General features: G+C 38.9%; 17 protein-coding genes. 9 read left to right on the forward strand and 8 right to left on the reverse strand.

Going from position 1 to position 17633, the window contains the following annotated elements:
• Positions 1 to 110: 110 nt before the first annotated feature.
• Positions 111 to 1103 carry an NADP-dependent oxidoreductase gene (locus EAG08_RS01840; protein ID WP_129533961.1) on the forward strand — a complete coding sequence of 331 codons (993 nt, stop codon included), beginning with the start codon at positions 111 to 113 and terminating at the stop codon, positions 1101 to 1103.
• Positions 1104 to 1225: 122 nt separating this feature from the next.
• On the opposite strand, the gene EAG08_RS01845 is transcribed toward EAG08_RS01840, so the two are convergent.
• Entirely contained in the window at positions 1226 to 1612 is a 387-nt protein-coding gene (locus EAG08_RS01845; protein WP_079466179.1) for a winged helix-turn-helix transcriptional regulator, read from the reverse strand.
• Between the two features lie 70 nt (positions 1613 to 1682).
• On the opposite strand from EAG08_RS01845, the gene EAG08_RS01850 reads away from it, so the two are divergent.
• A complete protein-coding gene (locus tag EAG08_RS01850) occupies positions 1683 to 2174 on the forward strand; it encodes a nuclear transport factor 2 family protein (RefSeq protein ID WP_228446718.1) in 492 nt (163 codons plus the stop codon).
• A 130-nt stretch (positions 2175 to 2304) separates the two neighbouring features.
• On the opposite strand, the gene EAG08_RS01855 is transcribed toward EAG08_RS01850, so the two are convergent.
• Both EAG08_RS01855 and EAG08_RS01860 read right to left on the reverse strand, forming a co-directional pair.
• Complete coding sequence (locus EAG08_RS01855) at positions 2305 to 2766, reverse strand: hypothetical protein (protein ID WP_129533962.1); 462 nt, start codon at positions 2764 to 2766, stop codon at positions 2305 to 2307.
• Between the two features lie 171 nt (positions 2767 to 2937).
• Positions 2938 to 3981: an aldo/keto reductase gene (locus EAG08_RS01860; RefSeq protein WP_129533963.1), complete on the reverse strand. Its 1044-nt coding sequence runs from the start codon at positions 3979 to 3981 to the stop codon at positions 2938 to 2940.
• A 169-nt stretch (positions 3982 to 4150) separates the two neighbouring features.
• Here EAG08_RS01860 and EAG08_RS01865 point away from each other — a divergent pair, with 169 nt between their 5' ends.
• The 3 genes from EAG08_RS01865 to EAG08_RS01875 all read left to right on the forward strand — a co-directional run bounded on the left by EAG08_RS01865 (position 4151) and on the right by EAG08_RS01875 (position 7582).
• Complete coding sequence (locus tag EAG08_RS01865; protein WP_129533964.1) at positions 4151 to 5026, forward strand: helix-turn-helix domain-containing protein; 876 nt, start codon at positions 4151 to 4153, stop codon at positions 5024 to 5026.
• 92 nt (positions 5027 to 5118) lie between these two features.
• Positions 5119 to 6315 carry an MFS transporter gene (locus tag EAG08_RS01870; RefSeq protein WP_228446719.1) on the forward strand — a complete coding sequence of 399 codons (1197 nt, stop codon included), beginning with the start codon at positions 5119 to 5121 and terminating at the stop codon, positions 6313 to 6315.
• A 205-nt stretch (positions 6316 to 6520) separates the two neighbouring features.
• Positions 6521 to 7582 carry an alpha/beta hydrolase gene (locus EAG08_RS01875; protein WP_129537193.1) on the forward strand — a complete coding sequence of 354 codons (1062 nt, stop codon included), beginning with the start codon at positions 6521 to 6523 and terminating at the stop codon, positions 7580 to 7582.
• Positions 7583 to 8379: 797 nt separating this feature from the next.
• Here the strand turns inward: EAG08_RS01875 and EAG08_RS01880 are convergent.
• From EAG08_RS01880 to EAG08_RS01900, 5 genes are all read right to left on the reverse strand, one after another.
• Complete coding sequence (locus tag EAG08_RS01880; protein WP_129533965.1) at positions 8380 to 9459, reverse strand: alkene reductase; 1080 nt, start codon at positions 9457 to 9459, stop codon at positions 8380 to 8382.
• 64 nt (positions 9460 to 9523) lie between these two features.
• A complete protein-coding gene (locus EAG08_RS01885; protein ID WP_129533966.1) occupies positions 9524 to 10441 on the reverse strand; it encodes an SDR family oxidoreductase in 918 nt (305 codons plus the stop codon).
• A gap of 17 nt (positions 10442 to 10458) precedes the next feature.
• A complete protein-coding gene (locus tag EAG08_RS01890; protein WP_228446720.1) occupies positions 10459 to 11409 on the reverse strand; it encodes an NADP-dependent oxidoreductase in 951 nt (316 codons plus the stop codon).
• A gap of 1 nt (position 11410) precedes the next feature.
• Positions 11411 to 12487 carry an alkene reductase gene (locus EAG08_RS01895; RefSeq protein ID WP_129533967.1) on the reverse strand — a complete coding sequence of 359 codons (1077 nt, stop codon included), beginning with the start codon at positions 12485 to 12487 and terminating at the stop codon, positions 11411 to 11413.
• 111 nt (positions 12488 to 12598) lie between these two features.
• Entirely contained in the window at positions 12599 to 13585 is a 987-nt protein-coding gene (locus EAG08_RS01900; RefSeq protein WP_129533968.1) for a helix-turn-helix domain-containing protein, read from the reverse strand.
• Between the two features lie 512 nt (positions 13586 to 14097).
• Here EAG08_RS01900 and EAG08_RS01905 point away from each other — a divergent pair.
• From EAG08_RS01905 to EAG08_RS01920, 4 genes are read left to right on the forward strand one after another with little or no spacing between them, the layout of a single operon-like run.
• Complete coding sequence (locus EAG08_RS01905) at positions 14098 to 14691, forward strand: TetR/AcrR family transcriptional regulator (RefSeq protein WP_129533969.1); 594 nt, start codon at positions 14098 to 14100, stop codon at positions 14689 to 14691.
• Between the two features lie 60 nt (positions 14692 to 14751).
• Positions 14752 to 15186: a PaaI family thioesterase gene (locus EAG08_RS01910; RefSeq protein WP_129533970.1), complete on the forward strand. Its 435-nt coding sequence runs from the start codon at positions 14752 to 14754 to the stop codon at positions 15184 to 15186.
• A complete protein-coding gene (gene fabF / locus EAG08_RS01915) occupies positions 15186 to 16424 on the forward strand; it encodes a beta-ketoacyl-ACP synthase II (RefSeq protein ID WP_129533971.1) in 1239 nt (412 codons plus the stop codon). Before EAG08_RS01910 ends, fabF begins: the two co-directional genes overlap by 1 nt.
• 16 nt (positions 16425 to 16440) lie before the next feature.
• Positions 16441 to 17619 (forward strand): acetyl-CoA C-acyltransferase, encoded by a 1179-nt coding sequence (locus tag EAG08_RS01920; protein WP_129533972.1) that lies wholly within the window; start codon positions 16441 to 16443, stop codon positions 17617 to 17619.
• The last annotated feature ends 14 nt before the right edge of the window (positions 17620 to 17633 follow it).

Consider the following 17633-nt stretch of genomic DNA (forward strand, 5'->3'; position numbering starts at 1 on the left):
ACTGCCAACTGCTTTTTGACAATCTCAGCAAAGTAAATTTGACATTATGAACAAAAAAAAAGCAGATTATTGAATCTACCTTTGACCAATCATTTTAAATACAATAAATAATGAAAGCAATAATCTTAAAAGAAGTAGGCGGTCCTGAAAACTTAATTTTAGCAGACGTTCCTGTACCATCCATCAAAGAAAACGAAGTTCTGGTTCAAGTAAAGGCAGTAGCCATTAATCCGGTAGATGCTTTTGTCCGTAGAAATCAGGCTGCATTGGAAATGATCTATGCGCTTAAGGGTAATGAAGAAAATATCATTCTGGGATGGGACGTGGCTGGTATTGTAACTCAAGTTGGAAGTACTGTGACCAGATTTCAGGTCGGAGACGAAGTTTTTGGGAATTTCAACTTTATCGGTCAGGCAAATGCATACGCAGAATTTGTTGCCGCACCGGAACATGAATTGGTCATCAAACCTGAAAATGTCAGTTTCGAAGAAGCAGCAGGTGCAACAATGGCTGCTTTGACCGCTTGGGCTTCAGTGGTGAAGTTTGCAGAGGTTAAGAAAGGCGATAAGGTCATTGTTTACGGTGCCTCAGGTGGTGTTGGTCATTATGCTGTACAGATCGCAAAGCATTTCGGTGCATATGTTGTTGGAGTAGCATCTGGTGATAACAAAGATTTTGTTCTAGGTCTCGGCGCTGACGAGTTCTTTGATTATAAAACCCAGGCGGTTGAAGATTTTATCAACGATGCCGACATCGTCCACGATGCCGTTTGGGTTGAAGCAGACGTCAACAGTACTGAAGAGACCCATTTGGCCCGTTCATTGAAAACACTCAAGGAAGGTGGAATTTTATCAAGTATTGTGGTTTACCCTGACCAACAATTTATTGACAAGGCAAAGACAGAGAGGAACATAACTGTTCAGCGGGTGAATGTGACGCCCAATGATACCTATCTTAAAGATATGGAAACTATCGCTCAACTTTTATCTGAAGGAGAAATCAAAACCTATACCTCACATGTGTTCCCGTTGGCAGAAATGGCTAAAGCACATGAAATCATTCAAACCAAAAATGCTGTGGGCAAAATAATCCTTGTTCCGTAATCTGATCATTTGAAATAAAACAAAGGGACTTCTATTCGTGGAAGTCTCTTTTTTATTTGAAGTTTTCTTATTGATTTTGTTTGTTGATTCTTTACATTTTTATCAACCAAAAAAAACCTAAATTACTTTTCAGCGGACATTTCAGCCTTTACCTTCTCACGATGCTGCATTCCCCATTTTGTCATGGCAGCGACTACCTCTTCCAGAGTGTAACTATAAGGAAGCAGTTCATACTCGATCGTTACCGGATATCCATTTTCTACTTTTTTGATGATGAAACCGTTCATTTCAAGTTCCTTCAATTCACTTGAAAGAACACGCGCAGAAATTCCCGCTACCTGCCTTTGGATCTCTGTAAATCTTTTGTTACCTCTTCCCATAGCAATGATGATCATCAGTTTCCACTTGCCTCCGATCGCGTACAAAGCATCTGACATGGCCATTAAAACCTTATGGCATTCTTCTGTAAATGCTTTGTTATCTATTTGATTTTCCTGTGTATCTGCCATAGCTTTATTTTTGATTAGCTCATAACCTTTAGGTAACGACTAATAAATTGTAAGCAAATATAGTATAATTTTGTCAACATTAATTACAGAAAGTAATTTTCAGTATTCATTAAACAACAAAATTATGACACTAGAAATTTTAAAGACAAAGGAAGACCTGAGAAACCTGATCGATGACTATGCTTACTTAAGTGATGAATGGAAGATCTCCGAAGTAATGGATCTGTTCACACCAGATGTGAGCTATAAGGTCCATATGAATGGTGCTTTGGTAGCAGACGTTTCAGGAAGGGAAAATATGGAACGGGATTTCAATCTTCACGCTTCACAAGTGAAAACGTATTTTACGCTCAACGGGCAGCATACTGTAAAGATTGAAAACGAAACTGCCACCGGCATTTCCTTCGCCCAGATCAAAATGATCAGGGAAGCTGAAGGAAAAGATATCTTGACCGACTATAGTGTAAAATATGACGACCTCTATGTGAAGCAAAATGAAAAATGGCTGATCAAAGACCGTGTGGCCCATTTCCTGATTATCGAATCAAGGTCAATTTCTTGATCTTCTGTGCGCATTTAAACAGTAAAGCCTTGCAACACATTTTGTTACAAGGCTTTACGCTTTCCAAAAATCAATTTTAATTTGGCAGCCTCCCTCAGGAAAAAGCTTTAACTTATGAAGGTCAGGCAATCTATCTGAACAATAGAACCTCTTTTAAAGTACCATTTTCAATTTTTATTGATTCTTCAAAAAGGTGAAGGTTAGCGGGACATACCTCTTCATAAGCTCTGCGAGAATTTTTAATTTCAAACAGAGCAATTCCCAAAGCAATATACATTTGCTTGTTTTTCCAATCATTGAATTGTTCTCCATCTTCAAATTTAGATAACTGCTGAAGCATATAATCGATACGCTTATCCTCATTGGTGAGATTGAAGTATTCTTTGCTGTGTATGAGATAATCGTGAAAATCATCCCTAGTATAAAATTCAGAGATAAAAAAAGCAATTCCTTGAGTATATTCTTTGAGATGCCGTTGAGGAATATATTCTTTAATATTGCCATCAACTTTAAAAGGTTTGAGAATATAAGGAAGAGTTCCCGTTGAGATAGAAAGCTCATCCAACCTGTTTTTTATGTTGTCAAATATCATAGATCATTTTTAACTCTGTTAAACATTGGTGTCGTACCCATTGGTTTTGAACAAAACACACAGTCCGGTCATCATTTATTGTAAAGTAAAAGCCATACTTTCATTTATACAATTCAATGCTGTCCCATAAAGCAATGAAACAGCATTAAAAATGGTCACTATCAGTAGAATTTAGAGAACAGTGATCGTTGGCTTCTTGATAAGATCCACCTTATTTCCGGTAAGAGTTGACCTATTTTCCGGTGCTCTGTTAAAATCGTGGGGATATCCCATCTTTATCGAACTTGCCTCATCCAAACTTTCAACCTGTTCATCGGTAAGATGAAGATCTGCCGCCTTCAAATTATACTCGAGCTGTTCAAACGTGCGTGGTCCAAGGATTGGAATGACATTTTTAGCTTTAAGCCAGGCAAGTGCCACCAATGCGGGTTCACTTTCAAGAAACTCAGCGATAGCAAATAGCCTGTCAAGAACTGCTTCTGCAATCTCACCACCCTGGTAAGGATTACTCCCTGCAAATACAGTAGCCCTGCCGCTTTCACCTTTCCTGTATTTTCCGGTCAACAGTCCGCCAGCCAATGGTGACCAGGCCAATACACCCAATCCCATTGCTTCTGCCATTGGTAAAAGATCTCGTTCTGTCTCACGTTGAAGAAGACTGTACTCTACTTCGATAGCGCTGACGCCAGACCATCCCCGAAGGTCAGCGATTGTTGCAGCAGCAGAGATACGCCAGGCCGGGAAGTTGGAAATACCGCCGTACACAATTTTTCCGGCTCGGACAAGATCGTCCAATCCACGGACTATTTCCTCGATAGGCGTGAAAAAATCATCCTGATGGACAAAGTAAAGATCGATCCTGTCGGTTTTTAATCTTCTTAAGCTATCTTCCACCGCCTGAACCATACTTTTACGATGATTTCCCAATGTTCCCAACGCCTGACCCGGAAAAACACCTCTGGTATATTTGGTGCTGATGACAAGATCATTTCTCTTGGCAGCGATTGCCTTTCCAAGAATCTCCTCTGATTCACCGCATTGATAAGTATCTGCCGTATCGATCAGATTACCGCCATGTTCCGTATAAAGTGAAATGATCCTTTCTGCTTCTTTGGCTTCTGCACCATAGCCCCACGCCTGTCCGAAATTTCCTGCTCCCAAAGCAAGATCGCTTACAGGAAGACCTGTTCTTTTACCTAACAATTTATAATTCATTTTTCTTAATTTTAAGATTAATTGTAATTCTTATGGGCAAAATTACCTCATATTTGATTACAATTTATTAGTCGTTACTAAAAGGTTATCAACTACGATTTTGGAATTGCTTATTATAATATTTGTTATTATTTACATGATCTATATTTGAATTTCTTACTTTTGTAAAATGGAAAAGATTGTTAGAGTCGTGTCGGAGTTTAATAATGAATTGAAGCTTCAAGGTTTTAAAGCATTTCAGATTGAACAAGACAGTGGTGATACGAGAACTTATAGCCGGAAAGAATTCTATAAAATATGCCTCACCACCGGCAATAGCAAAATTCACTATTCTGATAAAACGTATGAACAGGAAGGAACAATTCTCTTCTTTGGAAATCCGCATATTCCTTACTCCTGGGAAACGATTTCTACAACTTACGTGGGTTATACTATTCTTTTCTCTGAAGATTTTTTTAAAAATTCCGAACGTTCGGAGAGCTTGCAACAGTCATCATTCTTTAAGATTGGTGGAACACCTGTCCTGAAAATTACTGAAGAGCAAAGAATTTTTCTCAATACCCTATTTCAGAAAATGATCGCCGAACAGGAAAGTGGGTATATATTTAAAGATGAATTGATTCGCAATTATATCAGCCTGATCATCCACGAGTCGTTGAAGATGGAGCCATCGGAAAATTACGAACAGAACAAGAATGCCTCTTCGAGACTAACTTCTGTGTTCTTGGAGTTATTAGAGAGACAATTCCCAATTGAAACCACTGCAAATCCACTTCAGTTAAAAACTGCGCAACATTATGCGCAGCATCTTAATGTGCATATCAACTATCTCAACCGTGCCTTGAAGGAAATCACAGATAAATCTACAACTACACATATTACAGAGCGAATTATCACGGAAGCAAAAGCGTTACTGCAACATACAGATTGGAGTATTTCCGAAATTGCCTACGCCCTAGGGTTTGAATATCCAACCTACTTCAATAATTTCTTTAAAAAACAAACCGGCACCAATCCAAAAGCATTTCGTTTGACGGAAGTTTGAATTTCTTAATCTTTAGTTTGAATATTGTTAGTCGTTATTGACTATCCAAAAGTACCTTTGTTCCATAATTTAATTAGAGATAGCAAAGATTAATGGATAGTAAAAATAGCGGAACAGGAATAAAGAAAATAGCTTATACAGGTTGTCTGGGAGCACTCAGCATCATTAGTACAGAATTTGGTATTATTGGCGTTCTACCACAGGTAGCTTCTCATTATAATATTGGAATTGACGAAGCCGGTTCATTACTCAGTGCATTTGCCCTGACTATTTTCATTATAGGACCATTTCTTGTTCTTTTGACGTCTGGGATTGATAGAAAAAAGATGATGCTTTGGGCCATTTCATTTTTCCTGATATCCAACATAGGTTCTGCTTTTGCTCCGCCTTTTTGGTTGTTGATTCTGTTGAGAATTTTACCCGCAATCCTGCAACCTGTATTCTTTTCGGCGGCTGTAGGCACGATCATCCGTACAGCTTCAAAAAGAGATCAACACAAGTTGATGGGAATCGTTATCGGAGGTATTGCGCTGGCACAGGTAACCGTTATTCCACTTACTACATATATGTCTAGCCTTTACGGATGGCAAATCAGTTTTGTCATTCAGGGAATTATTTCGCTGATTGCTTTGGCTGGAATTTTCACATTCATTCCAACGATGCCTGTAAAAGAGAAATTGTCCTATGGGAGTCAATTGTTGATTCTGAAAAAACCACGATTTATTATCAGTATTATATTCAATGTACTGTTGATTTCAGCTTGGTTTTCAACGTATAGCTATTTCGCCGACTATCTGGGAAAAGTCAAAATGATGACAGGGCAAGAGATAAGCTATATGTTACTGCTTTTTGGAATAACCGGAGTTATCGCTAATTGGTTAACCGGAAGGTTATTATCAAGAAATATTGTTTTAACAACCGCATTTTTCTTGTTGGGAACTATATTGCTTCCCATTATTTTGCAGTTCTCAGGCGAAAACTTCTATGTACAAATTCTAGTGATAAGTTTCTGGGGCATCATGTACGGACCTGCATTTTTAACAGCCATATCCTATATGATCGATGCTGCTCCGGAAGCACCCGAATTTGCCAATAGCCTACAGTCATCATTTGGAAACCTTGGTGTTTTTACCGGAACATTAGTCGGCGGATGGTTCATTGTTAATGTGGGGATCAATTCCATCGCATGGGTTGGAGCCGGCTTTGGAATATTAGCGTTCTTGACAATGATAAGCCGAGAGATTTTGGATAGACAAGTTAAATTAAAATTGAAAGAGACTGGCATTTAACTATAAGTTCAAAAAAGAAATTATAAGCATGAAAAATTTTAAAAATGCAATAGCAATCGCTGTAATGCGATCAATAACTTCAAGTTGCAACACTTATGATAAAATATAGAAACAATGGACAATGAAAATACAACATCTCTTTTCCCAAAAGGAGAGAAATCAGTTACAGATGAAGAATTTTATAATGCTAATCAACAACATTAATATGAGGGTACTAACTTTAATTATGGCTGCTATGCTGATGTCTTTAGGGCAATTAACAGCACAAAGCAAAAAAAAATCATCAGATAAAAATTCAGAAAAAATGGATACAACAAAAGAACATTACACATTCCAGTTAAGCGATAAAGTGACCCGCCAGAAAGTAACGTTTAAAAACCGTTATGGCATTACATTAAGTGGAGATCTGTATCTTCCAAAAAATGCAGGAAATGAAAAATTATCTGCCTTAGCCATCAGTGGACCTTTCGGAGCTGTGAAACAACAATCATCAGGCTTGTATGCCAATCAGATGGCAGAAAGAGGTTTTGCAGCAATTGCATTTGACCCTTCTTACACTGGCGAAAGCGGTGGGGAACCTAGAAATATGGCTTCGCCGGAGATCAATACTGAAGATTTCAGTGCTGCAGTTGATTTTTTAGGTTTACAGGATAAAGTAGACAGAAACAAAATCGGCATCATCGGAATATGTGGTTTTGGTGGTTTTGCTTTAAACGCAACTGCGGTGGACAAACGTGTCAAAGCTGTTGCTACGACAAGCTTGTATGATATGACCAGAGTCATGTCAAAAGGTTACAATGATTCTGTTACACCTGAACAGCGCACCAAAACACTAGAAGATCTAGGTCAGCAACGCTGGAAAGATGCCGAAACAGGGAAACCCGCAGACGGGTCTAGAAATTTACCCGAGACATTAAAGGGCGATGAACCTCAATTTGTAAAAGAATATTTTGATTATTACAGAACACCGCGTGGCTTTCATGTCAATTCTGTAAACTCGAACGGAGCGTGGCTCATTACAAATCCAATCTCCTTTATGAATATGCCGATTTTGAATTATGTGAAAGAAATTTCACCGAGACCAATGCTTTTGATTGCGGGTGAAAATGCACATTCAAGATATTTCAGCGAGGACATTATCAAGACTGCTAATGAACCGAAAGAATTGATGATCATTCCAAACGCCGTTCACGTTGACCTGTATGACAAAATTGATGTGATTCCTTTTGATAAGTTAGATACTTTCTTCAGAAAAAGCTTAAAATAGTTATCCGTTAACTGTTATATACATTTAATAATGTGGATATGGATCAATACAGTACTTATATACTACTGACGATTAAATATAATTTAATATTTTCAATAAAAAAAAGGTGAAATACAAATGTATTTTACCTTTTTTTTATTGAAAACCTTTCTATACATCAAAACATTGATGTAAATTTTAATTATCTTTCATTGGAAATTCAGACACTACAAACAATGGCAAATAATGATCACATATAGCTTGACAATAACGCAACAACAAAGACAGATACAAAGGTATTAGCAACTGAAGCTTAAAATTTAGGCCTCAAAGGACTTGAAAACCCACATAGGAAAAAGATCACCATATTTACCACGAAAAACCGCTTTGGACACCTGTCAACATATGGAAATTAAAGGTTTTAAAGTGGTATATCTTCCAATGCAAGTTGATTGCATTTATCGCTTTCGTGGAAAAGATATAACAACCTACATCCAAGAATGCCTCTTTTCTATGTTTGTAAATGACCGCAAACTTTTTGATAGCCATTACACTCAGGTCTCAAAATCACTTGTTGATACGGAAATATTTTTATACTGTGATTTTATTGTATCTGCTATTTGAAAGGAAAGGTAATTCAGACAAAGTATTATAGTTCTATCAATAGAAGGTCGCTAAAAATTGTATTTTTTATCTTTCTTTATAAAGTTATAGAATACTAAAAGTCCCCCACAACAAATTTGGTTGTGAGGGTAGATATAGAAAATTTATTTTCTATATCTTAAAGATAAATTACTTGATAGAACTGTGATTGGAGGTCAATCATTCAGGAAAGGGTAATCAGTATAACCATGTGCTCCGCCGCCATACATCGTTGCCTGATCAGCTTGATTAAATTCAGCATCCAGTTCAAATCTTTTTGCAAGGTCAGGATTGGCAAGGAACAATGAGCCATAAGAGATCATCTTTGCGATCCCTTTTTCCAATTCTGCTTCCCCGCTCGCTTTATCATATCCTGCATTTGCAATGACCAAATGCTTGCTTACACTACCAAAAGTCCCCATAATATCCGTTGGATAGTGCGGATGATTATCCAGCGGAAACATTGCGTTCATCAAATGAACGTAGGCCAACGGCAATTCATTCAACGATTCGATCAAAGGCTTGAATTGCGCTTCAGGATCACTGTTCTCTATATTGTTGTAATAAATAGTTGGTGACAACTTGATTCCTACTTTGTCGCTGCCGGCCGCATCTACCAATTCCTTCATCACTTCCAGTACAAAACGGTTTCTGTTTTCTACACTGCCACCATATTCATCCGTTCTAAGATTAGCACTTTCCGACAAAAACTGGTTAGGCAGATATCCGAATGCCGCATGCAGTTCAACCCCGTCAAAACCAGCTTCGATTGCATTTTTGGCCGCCGTACCATAATCCTTTACGATCTGCATGATCTCTTCAGTGGTCAGCTCGTGGGGCACTTCGTAATCCTTCATTCCCTCAGCGGTAAAATGCTGCTGTCCTTTAATTGCAACTGCCGACGGCGCAACAGGAAGTTTCCCATTTCTATCCACAGAATGCCCTACTCGACCCGTATGCCAAAGCTGGGCATAGATCACGCCCCCATTTTCGTGTACAGACTTAGTTACTTTTTTCCAGGCCTCGATCTGATCATTGGTATAGATGCCAGGTGTGTATGGACTTCCCAGAGCCTGTTCCGAAATATTGATGCCCTCCGTTATCAGCAGTCCCGCACTAGCCCGCTGTGTGTAGTACAAGGTCGTAATGTCTGATATCACGCCTTCGATGTCTGCACGGCTTCTTGTCATTGGCGCCATCGCCAAGGCATTTTGAAGCGTTTGTTTTCCTAATGTTACTTTTTCTAATAATTTCATAATGTCGTTTTTTTTATGTTAATGATATATTTATTGTAATTTTTTATATAAAATCTATGTATCTCTAGATCAGCCCTCGATCGGTGCAATATTGCTTCACACTTTCTTCCACAGTCGGCAATTCTCCGAAAAGTTCTTTTTGTCTCATTGGATCTTTGCTGATATAAACTCCGGTATCGATCCATTTGATCATCTGGTACATATCGGCCATATTCTCGCTAAACTTTGAGATGACAGGTAAAACATATTTAAGGACGAACGATGGAAAGACCGGCTTGATTTCAAGGTCCTTTCTCAGTACTTTTGAAAATGCCGAAGCCAGTATCGTCTCATTCACCGGTTTATTCCAGCCTATGTCGATGGAAGTGTTCAGTTCAGTATCAGGTAATACAACTGCTGCCATCGCAGTATATTTTGCCAATTGTGGCGTGTAGATGATGCCGTAGGTTCCTGTCAGGAATGTAGGGAAGATTCCTTTCCTTACTTTATCAACTATAAAATCAGGTGTCTGATCTAGAAATGCTCCCGGTCTGAGCGCAATATAAGGTTGCTTTTTCTCTTTCAAATATTGCTCGATGAGGTATTTGTTGTAAAAATGAGGAACCGACTTTGCTTTGTCTGATTCTAAGATAGAGATCAAAACAAACCTTGGAATTCCTGCTTCTTTGGTAGCATCCACCAGATTTTTGTAACCTATTGTATCCGTTGCTGCGCTGTCTCCTTTTTTACGACGTGTATATCCTGCTGCACTGGCAACGATCACATCGAAACCGTGTTTGGGAGACAAGGCCTTCTTTAAAGAAGCGGGGTCCATCATATCACCAACCACAAAATTTTTGACCCCTAATTTGACAAGCGCATCCGTGTTGCTGCTTGATCTGACCATAGCGGTCACTTCTGCACCTTGTCCAAGCAGTTCTTCCACGATCTGGCTGCCAAGCATTCCTGTGGCTCCGGCAACGACCACTTTTTTATTTTTCATATTATAATTTTATTTTATCAATTTTCTTCCATTGTAAGGACAATTTTACCATTCACACCACCGGCAGATAGAAAGTCCTGGGCTATGGCGGCATCCTCAAGTCTGAATGTTTTGGAGACCACCGTTCTGAATTTTCCGGCATTTATAAGGTCAATTCCATTTTGTAGGGTCTTTGCCGATATATCGGATGCTACAAAACCTGCTCTGACCTTGTATTGCTGTGCCAGTTCCTGTGATGGTGGTACGACAATGCTCAATAATGTCCCGCCTGGTTTTAATACTTGGAAAAGCTTTGCCTGTGCTTCTCCACCTGCGGTATCTGCTACGAGATCGATATTGTTCACCATATCGACAACATCATCTATTTTATAGTCTATAATCTCGTCCGCTCCCAAACTTTTTGCCAATGCCACACCATTTCCCGATGCCGTAGCGATGACATAAGCACCAGAAGCTTTTGCCATCTGGACCATGGCGGCACCAACAGCTCCGCCACTGCCCTGAATCAGAACCGTTTGTCCTTTCTCCAATTTCCCCTCGGTAAATAAAACCGATTGTGCAGTTCCTATGGTGACACTTATTGACGCCGCCTCTTCGAAGGAAAGGCTTTCAGGTTTTAGCACGACCAGATCTTCATTGGCCAATACATATTCTGCGTAAGCGTGTTTTCTTGTAAGGGCAACGACCTCATCGCCCACCTTGAACTTGGACACCTTTGCGCCAACTTCTACAATGAAGCCTGAGGCCTCGCCGCCGGGTATGAACGGCATCTCCACTGGGCGGGTCGCCTTCATAAATCCCATTCGTATCTTCATATCGATCGGGTTGATACCTGCGGCCTTTACCTTAATTAAAATATCATTTTCACCTTGTATAAGTGGTTTTGGAACTTCAACATATTCGATGACATTTGATCTTCCATACTCTTTGTACTGTATTGCTTTCATTATTTTTTTATTTAATGTCATTTTATTCGGTTTTATTATCACGTGAATATTTGCTATTATCGGATTCTTTGCTGATACATATGATATTGTCTCCCAAATCGTCAAGGGGAATATTTTTTTTAAGACGGTTGACAAAATCAGGGTTCGCAAGAAATCCCCGCCCGAATGCCACAAGGTCCGCTTCATTATTCTGGAGTACTTTCTCTGCTGAGTCTGCATTGAGCCCATTGCAGTAAATGATGGTGTGATCAAATACAGCCCGTATGATCCTGTACGTTTTCTCCGGAATGTCAGGATTCGTTGAAAGATGGATGTAGGCGATCCCGATTTGGTTCATTTCACTGCTTAGGTAAGTATATGTTTGGTTTACTTCAGATTCTCCGTATGGCTTCTGATCGCCCATACGGGACAATGGAGAAAAGCGGATGCCTATCTTTTCCGGTCCGATAGCATCGGCAATAGCTTTTACAATGTCAACTATGAGGCGGCTCCTGTTGATAATGCTGCCCCCATATTGATCATCTCTGGTGTTAACATTAGGATTAAGAAACTGCTCGAACAGATAACCACTGGCCGCGTGAATTTCTACACCGTCAAAACCAGCACGAATGGCATTTTTAGATGCACGGACGAAATTTTCAATAAGTTTGGTAATATCCTCTAGAGCAAGTGCCTCAGGAACAGAATATGGCTGCATACCATGATCATCTGTAAATATTTCTCCAGACGCTCGTATGTCTGAAGCACCGACCGGTTTCGATTCTGAAGGCAGATTGGAAAGATGTGAAATACGACCTGTATGCATAAGCTGTAAAAAGATCTTTGATCCGTTTTTGTGTACAGCATCAGTGACCAGCTTCCAGCCTTCCACCTGTGACTGGGAATAGATTCCTGGAACTCTCGGATAGCCTAGCCCTTCGGGACTTGGTGCGGTACCTTCCGTAATGATGAGTCCAGCGCCCGTGCGCTGTGAATAATAGCTGACCATCATTTCATTGGGTAGATTGCCGATCGCTCTGCTTCTTGTCATCGGGGCCATCACCAAATGGTTTTTCAGCTTCAATGTTCCCTTCTCAAATGGCGTGAATAACTTTTTCATTGTCCCATTATTTATATGAGCAAATGTATAAGTTATCCGATGGGCAAAATAACCGGAATAGACACAAGAATAGTTCTATCCGACGGATTTATTTAATCGAAAACATGTTTGTTATGATTTAGAAGTAGAAAACTTCTTGGGTGTGATGCCGTAGTGTTTCTCAAATAGCCTGCTGAAATGGCTGAGATTCGAAAATCCTAACTCATAACCCACTTCAGAAACAGAATGCCTGGCCTGCTTCAAAAGAAATGCAGCCTCCTCCATCCTGGCCTTCTGGTAGTAGTTGTAGATAGAATCTCCAAAGGTCTGCTTGAAAAGCTGTTTGAGCTTTGTCTCACTCATGGATGCGATGTGGGACAGATCACTTAAGACAGGTGGCGTGCTTAGATCATTTAATATCTCATTCCTGGTCTGCAAAATCTTTTCAGCATCCATACTGTTGATATTTTTAAATGCTGTATTCTCACGTAATGATAATTTACTGAAAAGCAAATACATAAGCTCCAGAACTTTGATCTGTACATAAAAATAATTGAGAGAGTTGTTCATATCGACAACCACAATATTCTTGAGGATCAGCTGCATCTCTGCATCAAAGTTCTCAAAGAAAAGAAAGGAGGCATTCTCGGCAGCAATGGTCTTAATAGTATTATTGGGTCTCTCGATCGATAAGATCGACTGAAGGCGATCACTGGTAATACCAACCACCACGTAATGGATATTGCTATTTGCAGGAAAGCGGATCTCTGTTCTAAGGTCGTTTGTTGACAAAAGAACGAATGCATCATTCTGTTGTCCGAACGGATTATTTTCTTCGTTCTGGTATTTGAGTTCCCGTTCTTCAGTATTGTTGTAAAAGAATATGGTCCGAACATTATTTGGTGTTTCTGCAGGATTTCGTTTTACAATAAGGTCTTCCTTCAGCTTGTACCTGTGGATGGTCAACTTGAAATCATCTCCAAAACTGATCCTACGTACATACCCCTCGCCCATAGATTTCGGGATCTTCAACAAATTATCCTGCACAGGACTATTGATCTGACGGGAGAACAACGTAATAAAATCAAAGCCGGGCGCAGTAGTGAATTCGAAGATCATGACTTGTGATAGTTGTTTAGTGCTATAAAGTTATTTAAATTTCCCAATCATTGATGTATTGTCCAATCAATCCTTATTAATGACCATTTGTTATGTCTATGGATACCAGTATGTACGAAATCTAGATTTGTAAATTTAGAAAAAAAGTAGATTTGCTCCTAATGCTTAAAACGAATGCTATTATTTGAATAAGAATAATGAAATTGCATACTTGGATATACCGAATCAAAAACTATAATATTCTCTATTTTACAATCAGCACAATTGCTAAGGCAATAATTTAAATTTCATGGGGGCAATAAGACATTGACACATGATCTGAATTTAAAATCCCGATTTAAATAGACCTAATAGCTGAGTCTTGTAAAATATTTTTTATTTTATAATCATTTCCCACTTTCTAGTTTTTATTGTATTCATAAGAACTTACTATGTAGAACTTTAGCATTCTCGAAAATAAAAATATACCCTTCGGTATTATTTCGTATCTTTGTTTTACAATTATCAGAAAAATGACGAAGGCAGAACAAACGCGGCAATTCATTATTGAAAAAACAGCTCCTATCTTTAATAAAAAAGGTTATGCAGGTACCTCTTTGTCAGATATTACAAATGCTACAGGCTTAACTAAAGGCAGTATCTATGGGAATTTTTTAAATAAGGAAGAGGTAGGACTTGCCGTTTTTAAATATAATACAAGTGAACTTTCAAAAAAAACCGAAGCATGGATCTCTAAAAAGGATAATGCCTATGAAAAGCTGATAGCATTTCTTGATTTTTATCGAAATAATTGGAAATATGTTTCTGATAATGGGGGTTGTCCATATCTTAACTCAGCAACAGAATCAGACGATGTCATGCCTGCGATGAAAGTATTGGTGAGATCAACTTTTGAAAATTGGGAAGATAATATTTCTGCGATAATTGATGAAGGCAGAAATAATGGACTTTTTAAAAATGACATCAGTGTTGTTGAATACTCTAAGTCATTCATTATGATGATCGAGGGGGGAATTCTGCTCGCAAAAATTTCAGATGATCCAGCAGATCTTCATTTAATGCTGGACAGGATTAAGAGAATCATTGATGAAGAAATCGTAAAATAAAATTTTTTACCCCTACAAATACCAATCGGTATATTTAACTAATCAGTAAATAAAAAATATATGACACCGCTAGAAAAAATCCAATCTTCCATAGGAAAAGAATTCACAGAATCACCTTCACCTTTCATGAGATGGCTGAATCCAATTGTTATTACCGCCGAAGCAGGAAACTTAGAGTTCAGGTATCAGATTCGTCCGGAATGGCTAAACCCTGTGGGCAATTTGCATGGCGGAGTTACAGCTGCTATTGTTGACGATATCATCGGTGCAACAATGTTTTCATTGAATGAGGCAAATTTTTATACAACAATAAATAATGTCATCGATTATTTTTCTTCTGTAACCGGAAACGAAAGTATCGTTGCAAAAACAACTATTGTTAAAAAAGGAAAACAATTCATCAATGCTGAATGTGAAATCTGGAACAGCGACAAAAGCAGATTGATCGCTAAAGGCAGTTCTAATCTATTTAAAACAGAAATAAAAAAAAACTAATGAAAAGAGTTGTAGTAACCGGTTTAGGTACAGTCAATCCTTTGGGAAATGACATCAGTGCTTTTTGGCAAAATTCTCTTAGTGGGTTTAGCAGTGCAAATAAAATTACCCGATTTGACGCTTCGAAATTCCGAACACAGATTGCATGCGAAATTAAAAATTTTGACCCTCAAAAATATCTTGACCGTAACGAGATCAAAAGAAGTGATCTGTTTACGCAATATGCTTTGTACAGCGCTTCACAGGCATTACAAGATTCCGGTTTAGAAATATCAAAACTTGATCCTTTTGATATCGGTGTCATTTGGGGAGTTGGACAAGGAGGCATGGAAACATTTGAAAGCGAGGTCGAAAACTATGTGAAAGGAGATTACATTCCGAGGTTCAGTCCATTTTTTGTTCCCAAGCTCATTGTCAATATGGCTTCCGGAATGATTTCAATGAAATTTGGTTTGCAGGGAATTAATTATACAACCGTATCCGCCTGTGCAACATCCAACACGGCAATCATGGATTCCTTTAACTACATTCGTTTGGGTAAGGCAAAAATATTTGTTACCGGGGGTTCAGAAGCTCCCATTACTGCTGCTTCGATTGGAGGTTTTTCTTCAATGAAGGCAATGTCGATTCGGAATCAGGATCCACTTACTGCGAGCCGTCCTTTTGACAGAGACCGCGATGGTTTTGTAATGGGAGAAGGTGCTGGTGCACTTATTTTAGAAGAATATGAGCATGCTAAGAAAAGAGGTGCTAAAATTTATGCAGAACTGGTTGGTGCTTCCATGACTGCAGATGCGTACCATATGACTTCACCACATCCGGAAGGAATAGGTGCTTCCAAAGCAATGCAATTGGCATTAGAAGAGGCAAAACTTAATCCTTCTGACTTAGATTATCTGAACCTACATGCAACTTCGACACCTATAGGAGATATTGCGGAGCTCAATGCCGTTAATAAAACGTTCAAAGGCTCAAGCAACTTATGGGTAAGTTCATCAAAATCAATGACCGGTCACTTATTGGGAGCTGCGGGAGCAATCGAAGCTATTCTCGCAATCAAATCCATCAACGAAAATATCATTCCGCCAACGATCAATATCAAAAACCTCGATGAAAATATTCCTGAAGGAATCCAGATCGTCATGAATGAGCCGGTACAAAAAACAATTAAAACAGCCATGAGTAATGCTTTTGGCTTCGGCGGACATAATTCAACTGTTGTTTTCCGTGAAATTTAAATTTAATTCTATTAAAATGAAAGAAGTATTTATTATATCCGCTAAGAGAACTCCAATTGGTGGATTTTTGGGAAATTTTGCTGAAGTTTCAGCCACAGATCTTGGGGCAGCAGCCATCAAAGGAACAATTGAAAACGTCAACATTGATCTTAAAGATATTGAGAGTGTTTATATGGGAAATGTGCTGTCTGCAAACCTTGGCCAATCCCCTGCCCGTCAAGCATCAAAATTTGCAGGAATTCCTGACGAGACAGATTGCACAACCGTCAATAAGGTTTGTGCAGCAGGAATGAAAGCAACCATCCTTGGAGCTCAGCAAATTCAGCTGGGATTAGAAAATATGGTTATTACCGGAGGTATGGAAAGTATGAGCAACGTACCGCATTACACCAATAAAAGAAAGATCAACAAACTGGGTAATGAAATATTGATTGACGGTCTGCTTAAAGACGGATTGACTGATGTCTACAATAATTTCCACATGGGAAATGCTGCTGAACTCTGCGTAGAAAAATATAAGTTAACCCGAGAACAGCAGGATGAATATGCCTTGAAATCTTATGAAAAAGCTGCAAAAGCTACAAAAGAAGGGAAATTTGAAAATGAAGTCATTCCTTTTACACTAAAACAAAAACAGAGAGAAACGATTATCACTGAGGACGAAGATATCTACAAAATAATTCCCGAGAAAGTTTCAAAATTAAAACCTTCTTTTGTTAAAGACGGTACGATCACCGCTGCAAACGCAAGTAATCTGAATGATGGTGCAGCGGCTATATTATTGGCATCAAAAGAAGCCGTTGAACAATACAATCTTAAACCCCTGGCAAAAATTATAGGATATGCAGATGCGGCGCAAGCTCCGGAATGGTTTACCACTGCCCCATCAATTGCCATCCCAAAAGCTTTAAAAAGAGCAAATCTTCAATTGGAGGATATCGACTTTTTTGAAATTAATGAAGCGTATGCGGCTGTCGCAATAGCAAACCAGATTGAATTAGGAATAGATCCTCAAAAGATCAATATCTATGGTGGTGCTGTTGCATTGGGACATCCATTGGGTGCTTCAGGAGCAAGAATAATTTGTACTTTGGTCTCTGTACTTCAGCAGGAAAAAGGTAAATATGGCGTAGCGGCTATCTGCAACGGCGGAGGTGGCGCAACGGCGATTGTTATTGAAAATTTAATGGACTAAAAAATAGAATCAAT

The organism is Chryseobacterium sp. 3008163 (assembly GCF_003669035.1).
Lineage (GTDB): Bacteria > Bacteroidota > Bacteroidia > Flavobacteriales > Weeksellaceae > Chryseobacterium.